17 protein-coding genes are annotated in these 12,712 nt (G+C 57.6%); 9 read left to right on the top strand and 8 right to left on the bottom strand.

Going from position 1 to position 12,712, the window contains the following annotated elements:
- Position 1: 1 nt before the first annotated feature.
- On the bottom strand, positions 2–217 hold the full coding sequence (locus KR100_RS10990) for a DUF2862 domain-containing protein (protein WP_038545863.1): 216 nt from the start codon (positions 215–217) through the stop codon (positions 2–4).
- Positions 218–273: 56 nt separating this feature from the next.
- Between KR100_RS10990 and hisF the strand changes: the two genes are divergently transcribed.
- The 6 genes from hisF (at position 274) to KR100_RS10960 (ending at position 4,648) form a co-directional block, all read left to right on the top strand.
- Positions 274–1,044, top strand: coding sequence for an imidazole glycerol phosphate synthase subunit HisF (hisF, locus tag KR100_RS10985; protein WP_038545861.1), 771 nt, complete (start codon positions 274–276; stop codon positions 1,042–1,044).
- A 21-nt stretch (positions 1,045–1,065) separates the two neighbouring features.
- Positions 1,066–1,293, top strand: a complete 228-nt coding sequence (locus KR100_RS10980; RefSeq protein ID WP_239420323.1) for a hypothetical protein — start codon at positions 1,066–1,068, stop codon at positions 1,291–1,293.
- Complete coding sequence (ubiE, locus tag KR100_RS10975; protein ID WP_038545858.1) at positions 1,290–1,991, top strand: bifunctional demethylmenaquinone methyltransferase/2-methoxy-6-polyprenyl-1,4-benzoquinol methylase UbiE; 702 nt, start codon at positions 1,290–1,292, stop codon at positions 1,989–1,991. The genes KR100_RS10980 and ubiE overlap by 4 nt, the downstream gene beginning before the upstream one ends.
- Before the next feature lie 81 nt (positions 1,992–2,072).
- Positions 2,073–2,423 carry a hypothetical protein gene (locus KR100_RS10970; RefSeq protein ID WP_038545855.1) on the top strand — a complete coding sequence of 117 codons (351 nt, stop codon included), beginning with the start codon at positions 2,073–2,075 and terminating at the stop codon, positions 2,421–2,423.
- 47 nt (positions 2,424–2,470) lie between these two features.
- A complete protein-coding gene (gene glyQ / locus KR100_RS10965) occupies positions 2,471–3,361 on the top strand; it encodes a glycine--tRNA ligase subunit alpha (RefSeq protein WP_038545851.1) in 891 nt (296 codons plus the stop codon).
- Positions 3,362–3,409: 48 nt separating this feature from the next.
- The gene (locus KR100_RS10960) at positions 3,410–4,648 is read left to right on the top strand and encodes a ComEC/Rec2 family competence protein (protein ID WP_051847478.1); all 1,239 of its coding nucleotides are present in this window, start codon (positions 3,410–3,412) and stop codon (positions 4,646–4,648) included.
- On the opposite strand, the gene KR100_RS10955 is transcribed toward KR100_RS10960, so the two are convergent.
- Genes KR100_RS10955 through KR100_RS10945 form a run of 3 tightly spaced genes read right to left on the bottom strand, consistent with a single transcriptional unit; the run spans position 4,649 to position 7,254 of the window.
- Positions 4,649–6,088 carry a phage terminase large subunit gene (locus tag KR100_RS10955; RefSeq protein ID WP_051847477.1) on the bottom strand — a complete coding sequence of 480 codons (1,440 nt, stop codon included), beginning with the start codon at positions 6,086–6,088 and terminating at the stop codon, positions 4,649–4,651.
- Entirely contained in the window at positions 6,085–6,717 is a 633-nt protein-coding gene (locus KR100_RS10950) for a hypothetical protein (RefSeq protein WP_038545848.1), read from the bottom strand. The genes KR100_RS10955 and KR100_RS10950 overlap by 4 nt, the downstream gene beginning before the upstream one ends.
- 3 nt (positions 6,718–6,720) lie before the next feature.
- On the bottom strand, positions 6,721–7,254 hold the full coding sequence (locus tag KR100_RS10945) for a hypothetical protein (protein WP_038545846.1): 534 nt from the start codon (positions 7,252–7,254) through the stop codon (positions 6,721–6,723).
- Positions 7,255–7,575: 321 nt separating this feature from the next.
- Here KR100_RS10945 and KR100_RS10935 point away from each other — a divergent pair, with 321 nt between their 5' ends.
- Positions 7,576–7,857, top strand: a complete 282-nt coding sequence (locus KR100_RS10935) for a hypothetical protein (RefSeq protein WP_156098056.1) — start codon at positions 7,576–7,578, stop codon at positions 7,855–7,857.
- Between the two features lie 360 nt (positions 7,858–8,217).
- Here KR100_RS10935 and KR100_RS10930 read toward each other — a convergent pair whose 3' ends face one another.
- A complete protein-coding gene (locus tag KR100_RS10930) occupies positions 8,218–8,853 on the bottom strand; it encodes a hypothetical protein (RefSeq protein WP_156098055.1) in 636 nt (211 codons plus the stop codon).
- 429 nt (positions 8,854–9,282) lie between these two features.
- Between KR100_RS10930 and KR100_RS14515 the strand changes: the two genes are divergently transcribed.
- A complete protein-coding gene (locus tag KR100_RS14515) occupies positions 9,283–9,996 on the top strand; it encodes a CAP domain-containing protein (protein WP_051847476.1) in 714 nt (237 codons plus the stop codon).
- Positions 9,997–10,143: 147 nt separating this feature from the next.
- On the opposite strand, the gene KR100_RS16080 is transcribed toward KR100_RS14515, so the two are convergent.
- Both KR100_RS16080 and KR100_RS10920 read right to left on the bottom strand, forming a co-directional pair.
- Positions 10,144–10,485 carry a hypothetical protein gene (locus KR100_RS16080; RefSeq protein WP_156098054.1) on the bottom strand — a complete coding sequence of 114 codons (342 nt, stop codon included), beginning with the start codon at positions 10,483–10,485 and terminating at the stop codon, positions 10,144–10,146.
- Between the two features lie 77 nt (positions 10,486–10,562).
- On the bottom strand, positions 10,563–11,255 hold the full coding sequence (locus KR100_RS10920; RefSeq protein ID WP_038545832.1) for a hypothetical protein: 693 nt from the start codon (positions 11,253–11,255) through the stop codon (positions 10,563–10,565).
- 253 nt (positions 11,256–11,508) lie between these two features.
- On the opposite strand from KR100_RS10920, the gene KR100_RS10915 reads away from it, so the two are divergent.
- The gene (locus tag KR100_RS10915) at positions 11,509–12,396 is read left to right on the top strand and encodes a hypothetical protein (protein WP_038545829.1); all 888 of its coding nucleotides are present in this window, start codon (positions 11,509–11,511) and stop codon (positions 12,394–12,396) included.
- 6 nt (positions 12,397–12,402) lie between these two features.
- Here KR100_RS10915 and KR100_RS10910 read toward each other — a convergent pair whose 3' ends face one another.
- Entirely contained in the window at positions 12,403–12,675 is a 273-nt protein-coding gene (locus KR100_RS10910) for a DUF3104 domain-containing protein (protein WP_038548668.1), read from the bottom strand.
- Between the last annotated feature and the right edge of the window lie 37 nt (positions 12,676–12,712).

The raw sequence follows: 12,712 nt of genomic DNA, 5'->3' as shown, positions 1-12,712 counted from the left end.
CTCAGGCAGGAACGATCTCGTCCTCAAAGAACCAGCAGGTGGAGCCGTTGCTCAGCTCGACCACCACACCGATCCCTTTGCCATCTACGGTGCGGAAATCGGTGACGGTTCCGCTTGGATCCGCCTTGAGCAGGTTCACCAGGTTCTGGGGGATCCGATCACGCACACGGCTGACGCGGATCTTCGACCCGATCGTGATCGATGCAGCCTGTGACATGGCCTGCGAGGCTTGAAGAGTGGCGCAACACTAACAGTCGCTTTCGCGCCGAAACGATGGTGGCTCTGCGTTTGATTCCCTGCCTCGATGTCGCCGATGGACGTGTGGTCAAAGGCGTCAATTTCGTGGGTCTTCGTGATGCCGGTGACCCGGTGGAATTGGCCTGTCGCTACAGCGTCGCAGGGGCCGATGAGCTGGTGTTCCTTGACATCGCAGCCAGCCATGAGGGGCGTGCCACGTTGATTGAGATGGTGCGCAGAACCGCGGAATCGGTGACCATTCCGTTCACCGTCGGCGGTGGCATTCGCTCTGTGGATGGCATGACGGAGCTGTTGCGGGCAGGTGCAGACAAGATCAGCCTCAATTCGTCCGCGGTGCGACGCCCCGAACTGGTTGCGGAGGGAGCCGATCGCTTCGGTTGCCAATGCATCGTGGTGGCGATTGATGCCCGTCGGAATGCTTCCGGCCGTTGGGATGTCTTCGTCAAAGGGGGCCGTGAGAACACCGGGCTGGATGCGGTGGACTGGGCTCGGCGGGTTGTGGAACTCGGTGCCGGTGAAATCCTGTTGACCTCCATGGACGGGGACGGGACACAAGCCGGTTATGACCTCACCCTGACCAGGGCTGTGGCCGATGCCGTGTCCGTGCCTGTGATCGCATCAGGCGGGGCGGGTTGCATCGATCACATCGCCGCCGCTCTGAATCACGGTGCTGAGGGGGGGCATGCCTCAGCAGCCTTGCTGGCCTCCCTTCTGCATGACGGGATCCTGACCGTTGAAGAGATCAAGACTGCCTTGCTGGCTCAGGGATTGCAGGTGAGGCCTTAATTTGAAAGTGAAGAATTCTTCATGGAGATGCCTCCGGCGCATCCACTCATCGATTCCGTCTGGGCATTGCCGGTGGGACTGGTTGCCATCGGCGTGATCGTTGCGTTGATCACCTGGGCCCTCAAGTTGATGCAGTCAGCGATTGATCAGCAGGAATTTTCACTGATGCTGGCTGGCTGCATGGTGTGCTCCGCCGCCGTCGGACTGGCCACTGTGATGGTGATGGCCTTGAACGGCATCCCCCTGTGAAGCCAGGCGATCCCGCTGCCGTTGAGCAGTTGTTTGATGAGGTGGCTCCGCGGTATGACCGTCTGAATGACTGGCTGAGCCTCGGCCTGCATCGAATCTGGAAACGACAGTTGTTGCGATGGGTTCATCCCCGGGCTGGGGAAGTCTGGCTGGATCTCTGCTGCGGGACCGGTGATCTTGCCCTTCAGCTGGCCCGCACGCTCCGTCCGAGGGGTCGGGTGATTGCGTTGGATGCGGCCGCGGCGCCTCTGCAGCAGGCCCAACGTCGCCATCGCAGAGAGCCATGGCTGGCTGTGGACTGGCTGCAGGGTGATGCGTTGGACACTGGACTCAGCAGCGGCTGCGCTGACGGGGCCGTGATGGCCTACGGCCTGCGCAATCTGCGCGATCCCGGAGAGGGGCTTCAGGAGATGCGCCGCCTGCTCAGGCCGGGAGCTCGTGCTGCGGTGCTCGACTTCAATCGCCTTAATCCGGAGCTGGCGGCTGGCCGTTTTCAAACGTTTTACCTGCGCAATCTGGTGGTACCGGTCGCTGCAGCGAATGGCCTGCGGGATCACTACGCCTACCTCGAGGAGAGCTTGCGTTCTTTCCCCAACGGACAGGTGCAGGAATGCCTGGCTCTCGATGTGGGGTTTTCAACAGCACGTCACCGGGTGCTGATGGCTGGTCAGATGGGAGCGCTGCTGCTGCAGGCGTGAATCCGTGAATCTTCGTTTGCGTCGCTTGCGACACGGCCGGCGGATGCCCTAAACATGAAGGAAAGCTTAAGGAGGAGATCTGTGGCTTTCCCCCTTCCAACATTGCTGTCCACGATTGAGGAGTTGCTGCTTGAAGTGCAGTGGCTGGATGGACTGATCCTGGTCACGGACTCCGAGCGAGCCAGCTTCGTGTCGTTTTCCCAGGTCGACCCACTTCTGCGGCGGCTGCGCATGCGCCCCAAGGGCCATGAAGTGGCGGAAAAACTCTGCATGTCCCTGCTGGAATCCCATGGCAAAGGATCTGCCAAGCCTGTCCTGGTGTTTCAGGGTGATGGCAGTTTCTGGTTGGGAATGATGGGGCCTTGCGGCAGCAATCCCCACCGTCATCACGCTGTAGCCCATCTGCATCGCTGCTTCTCGATCAGCAACTGAGTCAACCGTCACTGGGCAGAATCGGGGATCAGGTTCTCGGTCTGTCCGTGCATTTCCAGGACATCATCAGTTCGCTCAACCGTTTCTGGGCTGACCAGGGCTGTCTGCTGCTCCAGCCCTACGACACTGAAAAAGGGGCAGGAACCATGAGCCCCCACACGGTGCTTCGGGCCATCGGTCCGGAGCCATGGGCTGTGGCCTATCCAGAACCCTGCCGTCGTCCCACCGATGGCCGCTACGGCGACAACCCCAACCGGGCCCAGCATTACTTCCAGTATCAGGTGCTGATCAAGCCGTCTCCCGATGGAATTCAGGAGACCTATCTGGCATCCCTGGACGCTCTGGGCATCAAGGCCGCCGATCACGACATCCGCTTTGTGGAGGACAACTGGGAATCCCCGACCCTCGGTGCCTGGGGCGTTGGCTGGGAGGTCTGGCTCGATGGCATGGAGGTGACCCAGTTCACCTATTTCCAGCAGTGTGGTGGTCTCGATTGCAAGCCGGTTTCGATTGAGATCACCTACGGCCTGGAGCGTTTGGCGATGTATCTCCAGGATGTGGAGAGCATCTGGGATCTGAGCTGGAACAGTGAACGCAGTTATGGCGATATCTGGTTGCCCTTCGAGAAGGGGCAATGTCATTTCAATTTCGAGGGCTCTGATCCAGATCGTCTCAAGCAGTTGTTCGCCATCTACGAGGCGGAAGCCGCTGACTTGATTGAGAAGCAGCTGCCGGCACCAGCTCTGGATTTCGTTTTGAAGTGCAGTCACACCTTCAACCTTCTCGAAGCCCGCGGGGTGATCTCGGTCACCGAGCGCACCGCCACGATCGGCCGCATTCGCAACCTGGCCCGCAAGGTGGCGGAGGCCTGGTTGGCGGAGCGGGAGGCTCTGGGCTTTCCGTTGCTCGAGGGGGGAATCATCGAAGCAGCTGCCTGAGTTGCTCTGCCGCATCGCTGTTCCGTTCAGTCGGTTGCCGTTGCAGTCGTGCTGCTGCTGTTGCTGCGTGGATTGATCTGGGGAACCCAAATCCCGGTGGAGGGGGATCCGATCCAGCATCTGAATCGCTCATCAGCGGAGCCAGTTGCGCTGATCGGCGATCTGTTGAGCGATGCGCGTCGCTTCGAGAACGGTTGCTCTGTGCTGGTTGCAGTCCGGCGCATTGCTGGTCGCCCGGTCCGCGGTCGCACGGAATTCAGCATGCGGCCATGCCCTGAGCGTTTGCTTCAGGGTTGGCGCGTCCGTGCGACGGGGGTCCTGCGACGCCCTTCACCGGGTCCGCATCGATTGTTGCCAGGGCCTGCCGAGCGATTGGCTCGTCAGGGCAGCTGGAGTCAGTTGCGCGTCAGCGAGCTCCAGGTGTTGCAGCGTCCCTGGACGCCAGTTGCGGATGCCCGCCGGACCATCGCTGATCGCCTGCAGCTGGTAGCAGGAGAGGAGCGTGGTGGTCTGATGGCAGCTCTGGTGCTCGGCAGCGCCCAGGTGCCGTTGCCGGCTGAGCTGCGGCAGGCGTTTCGTCTGGCCGGCCTGTCCCATGCGCTGGCGGCCTCCGGCTTCCACCTTTCGGTGCTGTTGGGGGCCTGCCTCAGCCTTGGGCGCCTGTTCGGGAGAGGCATTCGACTTCTCCTGGCAGGGGGGGCATTGATGCTGTTTCTCACGCTGGCGGGTGCCCAGCCCTCGGTGGTTCGCGCCGTTCTGATGGGCACTTCGGCCCTGCTGATCCGCGGGTCTGGTGAGCGCAGCAGAGGCTTCGGCGTACTGTTGATGAGCTTGAGCGTGATGCTGCTGATTCATCCAGCCTGGGCACGGTCGATCGGTTTTCAGCTCAGTGCAGCTGCCACTGCGGGGCTGGTGATGAGTGCCCCGGCTCTTGAGGCACGGCTCGCCGCAGCTCTACCTGGTGCTCTGGTCTGGCTGGCGCCAGCCCTTGCGATTCCTACAGCAGCGCTGTTGTGGACCCTGCCGCTCCAGTGGCTTCATTTCGGCTCCGCTCCTCTTTACGGGGTGCTGGCGAATCTGCTGGCGACACCGTTGCTGGCTGTTCTGACCCTGGCTTCGATGCTGTTGGCCTTGCTGAGTTTGTGGACTCCGATTGGGCTGATCCAGGGGCTTGCCTGGCCGGTGCAATGGCTGGCGGGCATCCTGATCAGCCTTGTGGGGTGGATCAGCAACCGGCATTTGTTGACACGACAACCAAAACTTGCTCAAGCATTGACGACGTTGTGATCAGTAAACGCGGTGTCCGGCCATCGCAGTGTGTCTTGAACTCTCGATTCCTGACAGCAGATATCTGACCGCATCAGCTGCGTGATCGATGCCAGTGGTGTCGAGATCTTCTGGATTGTGTTGGTCGTAGACCAGCCCCGGCAGGGTGCTCCACAAGCTCGCGCACTTCTCCGTCGCGTATAGGCCAGGGGCTGATGGATCACCAGCGGCCTCCATCATTTGCGCCATCAATGCCCAGCCAGCCACACGTTGCTTTGGTGCTGGGACGAAACCACAACCAAAACGTTTGAGTTGATCGGCGATCGATCCATCACTGGAGCCAATCGCTGATCCAATAGCGGCATCAGCAAAACGCTGCCGGAGGGGTACTTCTCTGAGATCCAGCCCATTGCGGTTGCACAGCTCCTGACACCGGGCAGCAAACGTTCGAGTGGTCAGCGTCCGGTCGCCAACGTGCCACTGGCGGCTTCCATCGGGGGTGCGCTGATCGGAATAAAACTCATCCAGCAAGATCACTGAATTCGCCCCGATCACCTGCCCGGCGTATTCGATCTGCTGCGTCGGCCGCAGTGCAATGAACACTGCGGATGGTGATCGGGTCCCCCAATCCATCCCCATCCAGATCCAACGCCCGCTCCAGTCGTATCGATGACGCTGAGAACCCTCCCAGGCCAACTGCATCCTCTGCTGGCTGAAAACAGACCCAAAGAACGATCCAGAAGTCAGCCCCCAGCGGCCGTAAACCTCTGATTCGATCTTGGATGAATCGAAATTGCAGCTGGCTTTGAGCTGCTCGATGTAGGCGTTGCGATCCGCAAGGTGCGGGTTGTCGAACAGCGTCGAGGAAATCAGAACGACATCTTTTCTGAACAGCTCTGAGCGGTGCGGCCGCCACGGCACCATCCGCGAGACAAAGTGCTCAAAAATCCACCAACTGCCCACGTTGTTGGGGTTGGCCGTCAGCACCATGCGGGGAGTGACTGCCTCATCTGTCGTCCGCATTGATGAGCGCAACCGGAGCAGCGGCGCCGGATCTGGGATCTGCCCTGCTTCATCGACATAGATATGGCTCAGGTCGACGCCCTGGAACCGGCCGTAGGCGTTCTCATCCTTGATGTAGTGCAAGAACAGCGTCGCTCCATTGGAGAAGCGGAACTCCTTTTTGCTGGCCAGATACCTGGTGCCTTTCAGCTCAGGTTGGGCATCGATCAACTGTTGAATTTCGCTCTGGAGTTTCAACAGACCAGCCAGATCACGACGCACCAGCGCAGCGATGTAACCCTTCCCGAACCGCATCGCATCACGGACGATCAACATCGACAACAAGGTGCTCTTGCCGCCTCCACGGCCACCAACGAGCACTAGATCCATCGCATCTGGCACTGACAGTGCAGCGCCCTGCCAAGGCAGCGGCTGGAAGCCCTCCACCGGAGCAGTCATAGGTTCATCAACTCCTGATCCAGCAATCGATCGAACGCGACCTCCATCCGTTGTTCCAGTGGGGTCAAAACAGGAGCAGGAGCAGGAACAGTCCTGTGGGCTGAACGACGACGTTGCTCTGCAATCAGCGCATCACGCATCCTGAGCTCAGCGCGCTGTTGTTGTTCTCGTTCGCCGAGTGCTGAAATCCGAGATCTCCAGGCTTTCAGTCGCTGCTGTTTCTCGAACTTGAGCTCTGCCGCTGATCTCTCCGTGATTGGTGGACCCCACCTCTCGCTGTGCAGGGCATTGATCAGAACGCTGAGGTCTTTGGCAATTTCACCCTTGGCACTGTCAGGCAGCCGGTGATCAGCGACGCTGCCCAGCTCAAGCCGAATCATCCATTCCCAACACTCCTCCAGGCCGCGCTGCTCTGCAATGTCCAGAACGATGGCTCTGAGCTGGTTGCGATTGGCGGCTCTCGCGGACAGGCCTCGGACTCTTGTGGTCAGCATCTCTAGAAACCGCGGTACATGCTGCATCAACGCCTTGCGTCTGGGAGAGATGGTTTGGGTGTGGCTGCAGGCATCTCGGTCCGGACCCGTGATGGCTCTCCCCACAGCCACGTCAGAGACGGAATCAGTTGTCATCGATCAGCCGCGTTGCCTTGCGGCCCGGTCCTCACGAATCAACCGGCGCTCTCTGGCCTTACGAGCCTCAACCGTCGCCATCAGAACAGGATTGCCAGCTGACTTGATCTGAGCGCGCAGCTGAGCGTTGGCTTCCTGATTCCGGCCCCTCAAGGAATTGAGCTCATCCTCAAAGGAATTCCGCATTCGGGATCTTTCACGCTCGACGGCAAGGCGAATCTGACGTTCGAGGTGCGGCGCCAGCTCAACCAAAGCGTCATCACCGATCTGGAGATCCATCAGCTGCCGGCCAATCGCCTCAGTTGGACGTTCTCCGGCCTGCAGCGCGATCAACGGATCGGGCAGATCACGATCCATCGCCTCGAGTCCAAGCGCTTCCAGAAGCTCAGGATGAACGGCTGCAAGATGTTGATTTGCACTGACCGATTGCTGCAAGAACGTGATCAGTTTTGTTGCACTGCGCGGCACAACATCATTCGAGAAACCTTTCGCCAAAAGGAACTCGCGAGCCTTGGCAAAGGCGACATTTTTGTCCATGGATTTCAGGTGAGAGCTACCTTTAAAACAAGTCTGACGGATGCCTTCCGTTGCAAAGCACAAAATCATTTGCCACGACAATTCAAGGCCGCAATGAATGGCTACAGCAGAGGCAATCCTTGACACCTGAAGTTGCAGCTGAGGCCGATCTTGCCTTATCAAAAGGCCTACTGATCTGTGTGATCACACTCATTGATGGCAGCATTTTGCGGCAGCGCTGTGATCAGGCCTATCCATCTGATGAAGGTGATCTACCGCTCCTGAATGGATATGGAATTTTGATCTTCAGTGCCGCTCGCAATCAATGGGTGACGTTCAATCTTGAGCAACCGGACAACCTTCTTTGCCGTCGTGCATTCAAATACAACTGATCAATTGATGATGATTGCCACGGTCCGTGTTCCGGATCGTCTGGATGACGTTATTCAATGCGATTCAATCGGTGGCGGCGACACAATCCTCGAGATCTTTGGACACCGTGGATCAACACTCGCGATCTATGCCCAAGGCGGTTGGTTATCGGTGCATCTAAAGCCGAATCCAGACTGGAAACCTGAGCTTCCAGAATCAGCCTTAGATCAAGAATCCTTGGACGCTCGCTGATGACGGGTTGCGAATGTGCCCCAGGATTGTGTCCACGGCTCAGTGCGTTCCGGCTGCGGTGCAAATGACGGCTCTTTGATTGCAGGCCGCTCTGGAACGTCAATCACAACAGCACCCTCAAGCGGGCTGACATATCCCGGCCCATCAGACTCAATCGTCGATGGATCTGCGTTGAAGCTTGGGCTGTGATGATCCTTCAGCAGATTGGAACGGATTGGCCCGACACTCGAATCCCAATCGTTGCCAGTGTTAAATCTCGGGCGTCTGTCGGCTGAAGGCATTGATTTGAACTCGCTACTCCATTCTCGCAAGACAAAATTATGCCGTTGCTGACGGGGTCCGATCAGAGGGTTGATTTAGTTAACAACTTCGTAGACTTCTAGCCTCCTGCTCACCACCTTGGGAGAACAGTGCTTCCATGGCTGCTGCATCTAATTCAATATCAGTAAAAGCTCCGCCTTTATCCATCTCTTCCAGCTCTTCTGCTAGTTCATCGCGATCAAACACATACCCTTCTTTCTTGCCATCCTTGATCACACGCTTGAGTGCTTTCTTGGGCTCCAGAGTGAAGTCAACTAACAGATCAGCTTCTTCTGAATCCGTCAGTGTTTCTCGGTAAGAGGCAATCTGCTCTTTGGTGTCACCACCGTGCTCGTGATCATGGTCGTGCTCATGATCATGGTCGCCCGTAACAGCATCAAATGCCTCCATCCCCTCAAACTGCTCAGCACTCAATTCAGGCTTGCCTTTGAACCGGGCGATCAAGCCACCCACCTTTTTCTTTCCCCAGCCCTTCTCCTCACCGTTGGCATTCAGATACAGCTTGCCTTTCTTGGCGTCGTAGACCACATCCGCATCAGACTTCATCAATGCCTTGAGTTCCTTCTTGCTGGAAGCAACCGCGAAGGATCCGTCCTCGACGCCATCAACATGGATCAGAGCATCGGAATCAAAGCTTTTGAGCTTGCTGGGTTTCTTGGCTGAAAACTCCAGCACCTCCTCACCATGATCGTGGTCATGACCGTGATGGTCGTGGTCGTGCCCTTTTGCCATAACGATCAATGCGCGATGAAACTTTCTAGCTGAGTTTCAATGATCAATCCTGAAGACAGTGACGCTTTCGCTGTTGACGGTTGATCAGCGCATCAAAAACCCCGCCATTGCTGACGGGGAGGGGTGTATGCGGTTTTTCGACAGATCAATGGCAACACATCAATGTCCCTCTCTCTTTTTCTTACGATTGATCGCTCTGCCTAATTTCATGGGTACGAATCCCTAGATCAATTTTTAGGGAATCTCAGATGTCGTTCATGCCATCCGTCAGGGTGATCGCATTACCCAAGCCACGCTGAAGACTCCCTGAGAACGGCTGAGAAACTCCTGAAATCAGCGTCGAAGGCTGTTGCTGTCCACTATGAATGAAAGATGGCGTTCACTCTCTCGAGCAGAGGCTCCTTCAGGGATTCGATCTCCACCGGTGGGGAGCAGTTGCTGGTTCCCATCGACATTGAGCCTGACCATCACTTCAGCATTCAGGTCAAAGCTCGTGGCGATTGGCCCCTGGTGTCGATTGCAACCCCTTCAGGTGCAGCGGTTCAGGAAGCGTCGTCTTACGGCAGTGACCAGGCGCGCACAGGGCTGATCGATCCCGGCCGCATCGGCGATCAGTCTCTGGTGGCCAACGTCTCGATGCAGGGAGGCCGAACGGGACGGTTCAAGTTGACATTGCTGGACCTCGGCTCGCTCGATGACATCAGGGATGAGGTGATCCGCTTCACGAACAAGCGGAGGCGCAAGCATGGGCTGGATCGGCTGGCTGGGGACACCCTTCTGCATCAGGCGGCCCAGGGCCACGCTGATGAAATGGATGCTGTGGGCCGTTATCTGGGCCATGACAGCGCAGATGGCCGAGATCCCGGTGATCGAATCGATGAAGCCGGCTATTCCTGGCGTGCTTACAGGGAAAATGTGGCCACTGGTCAACCCACAGCCAAACAGGTGGTGAAGGCCTGGATGCGGAGTCCTGGCCATCGCGACAATCTTCTGAGCGACAACGTGTCAGAGATCGGCATCGGTTTTGCGATTGACGACGAAAGCGGGAGCCCTTACTGGGTTCAGAAGTTCGCTGCCCCTCTGTAACCCTGGTCTCAGACGTTTGACAAGTGACTCACTCGTAAAGACAGTATCTCTGTTTTGCCGTTATTCGATAAATATGAACAGGCAGAAAACCGTCATTACTGACAGGGTTGAGTGCATGAGGTTTGATCGTCAGATGGATAGTGACATTCAGGGCTTATAGCTGTTACCGCAATAACTATTGATCAGCGATGCTGTATAGCCTCGTGGAGACATTGTTGAAGTAAAGTAGGTTGTATGTTGATCGGGGCCACAAGTCACAACAACATACTCAGTCTGACCAGTGAAACCTTCAAAGACAAGGTGATCTTCGTCGGATTCTTTATTGTCAAGGATTGAGATCCTTACACCACCAATTTTGACCTGGTCCGCCACGGGATACTCTCTGCCCTGATATTCCACAGTCCTCGGAGTTGAATAAGCAGGCACTGCAGAGAGAAGCAGTGCAAGAGCAGCGAAAACCAGGGTTGAACTAGTAGTAGGTTTTGCCACGGTTGAGATGAAGTTGCCCTGTTGGTAGCCACAAACACAAGGGAAGTCAGTTCAGCGAGCGGGGACAGTGCATCAGTTCAAGAACCACCACTACTACCACTTCGCTCTTGCTCACCACCCATTCCCATCAGCGATGCCAGGGCTGCAGCATCAAGCTCTACATCACTGAATGCACCTGAATCGTCCATTTCATCGAGTGCAGCACCGAGTTCAGCTTTATCGAATTTGTAACCCTCTTTCTTGCCTGCCTTCGTGATGCTCTTGAGACCCTTCTTGGGGTCAATCAACGTCTCGCCATACAGCTCAGACACCTCGGATTCACTTAAGCCTTCGCGGAGAGAAGCGATCTGCTCCTTGATGTCACCACCATTGCTTCCACCACCACCGGTGATGGCATCACCCTTATGAGCTGAAAGACCTTCGAAGTGATCAGCGGTGAGGTCAGGCTTGCCTTTGAAGGTGGCAAGCAAACCACCAACCTTCTTCTTTCCCCAACCTTTGGCAGTGCCGTTGTCGTTGAGGTAGAGCTTGCCTTTCTTCTCGTCGTAGACCACATCGGCATCAGACTTCATCAGTGCCTTGAGTTCCTTCTTGCTGGAGGCAACTGCAAAGGATCCATCCTCGATGCCATCAACATGGATCAGGGCATCGGAATCAAAGCTTTTGAGCTTGCTGGGTTTCTTGGCTGAGAACTCCAGCACCTCCTCACCGTGATCGTGATCATGATCGTGGTCATGACCGTGATGGTCGTGGTCGTGATCCTTTGCCATAACGATCAATGCGCGGTGAGGCTTTCTATCTGAGTTTCAGTGATCCAGCTGGAAGACCGTTCCAGATGCTGCACTGCTGATTCCGTAACTCAAGTTGAGCTGTTCACCCGGATCGAACCGGGTCAGCTTGTGGGGCTTCTCTGCATGGGGACTACCTGGACGAGCCAGCAACTGAGCCCGCCTTGTGGCCGGCCCTGGGCACCTCTCAGAAGGCTCTCACATAAAAACGTGGGGTACAACATATGCTGGAGGCATGAAGACCACCCCCGCCAAGCGACCATCAGGACAGCTCCAGCGCATCACCAAGCGGGCTCGTGGCAATGAGTACCCAGTGTTCCGCTGGCGCTACTACCGCCAAGGCGACACCAAGCTGGAGCGGGTTGATGTGGAGCTGGGCAAGCACGTCGACACCCTGCGCACGCGGGTGCTGATCGGCCTTGGTGAGCTTTCTGCACCATTGCTGATGGAGCGGTGGGCACGGTGGCGTTTCAACTACATCGACGAGCTGCCGGCATGGTCTGGCCAGCCCAAGGACGCCAGGGGGATCCAGAAGGCTGCATGGTGGCTGGAGCTGCCCAGACAGCCAGGTGATCCGGTCAAGCTGCGATTCCGCAGCCTCGGCCGCCGAGACGACGACGATTGGACGGCTCCGTCTGGCTACGACTTCCGCTGGAAGTTCCACCGTGAGCGTGTTGCCAAGGCAGAAGAGGACGGTCTTCTGCTCTGGGAGTCGCTGTCTGATGACCCGGTGCTGGAGCTGGCCAAGTACCAGTGGCTGATCGGTGAGATGACACAGCAGATCGAACGCTGTGAGCAGGGCCTCCAGAAGGTGCAGCAGCAGCGCCGCCAGGGTGATCTGGATCAGCGTGATTTCGAGGCTGATCAGCGTCATTGGCTGACCAGCCAGGATCGATGGGAGGGCCACCGCAGTGACATCGAGCGGGCCTGGGATTGGCACTTGGAGCGGATGGTGGCCGCCATGCCCCGCAGCCGACGTGATGAAGATCGTCGACGGATCCTGGCGCTGGCCGAGCGGCACCTGGCCGATGGCCGTCAGCAGCAGCGTTGGCGTTCCGAGCACTGGGACGACGGCACCCTGAGCTGGACTTGGACGCCACCCGCCGATCCCCGCCCCAATTGAACGGGGTCACACCCGCGGGACGATGTGAGTCACAAGGTCGGCATTGATCCACTGCACCGTCCCGGTGTCCACGTCGGCCACCTGAAACAACGTCGGCATCTTTGGGTTTCGAGCCCCACCGTCAACGTGGATCACGTCGGCCATCCACCACCGGTCTTCTTCCGTGTCCAACCCACATGGCGGCAAATGCCGAACGATGACGGTCATTCCCGCTTTCACTGAAAGGAACAACGGATCCGCCGCTCTGATCGGGAAGGGTGCGGAGTGATCAACTGACAAGGGCACCGCGCATGGATCGGCTGTACTAACAGCTCCA

Origin of the sequence: Synechococcus sp. KORDI-100 (genome assembly GCF_000737535.1) — a bacterium.
GTDB lineage: Bacteria > Cyanobacteriota > Cyanobacteriia > PCC-6307 > Cyanobiaceae > Parasynechococcus.
Note: the sequence above shows the minus strand (reverse complement) of the source record. Positions and strands in the feature narration are given on the sequence as shown.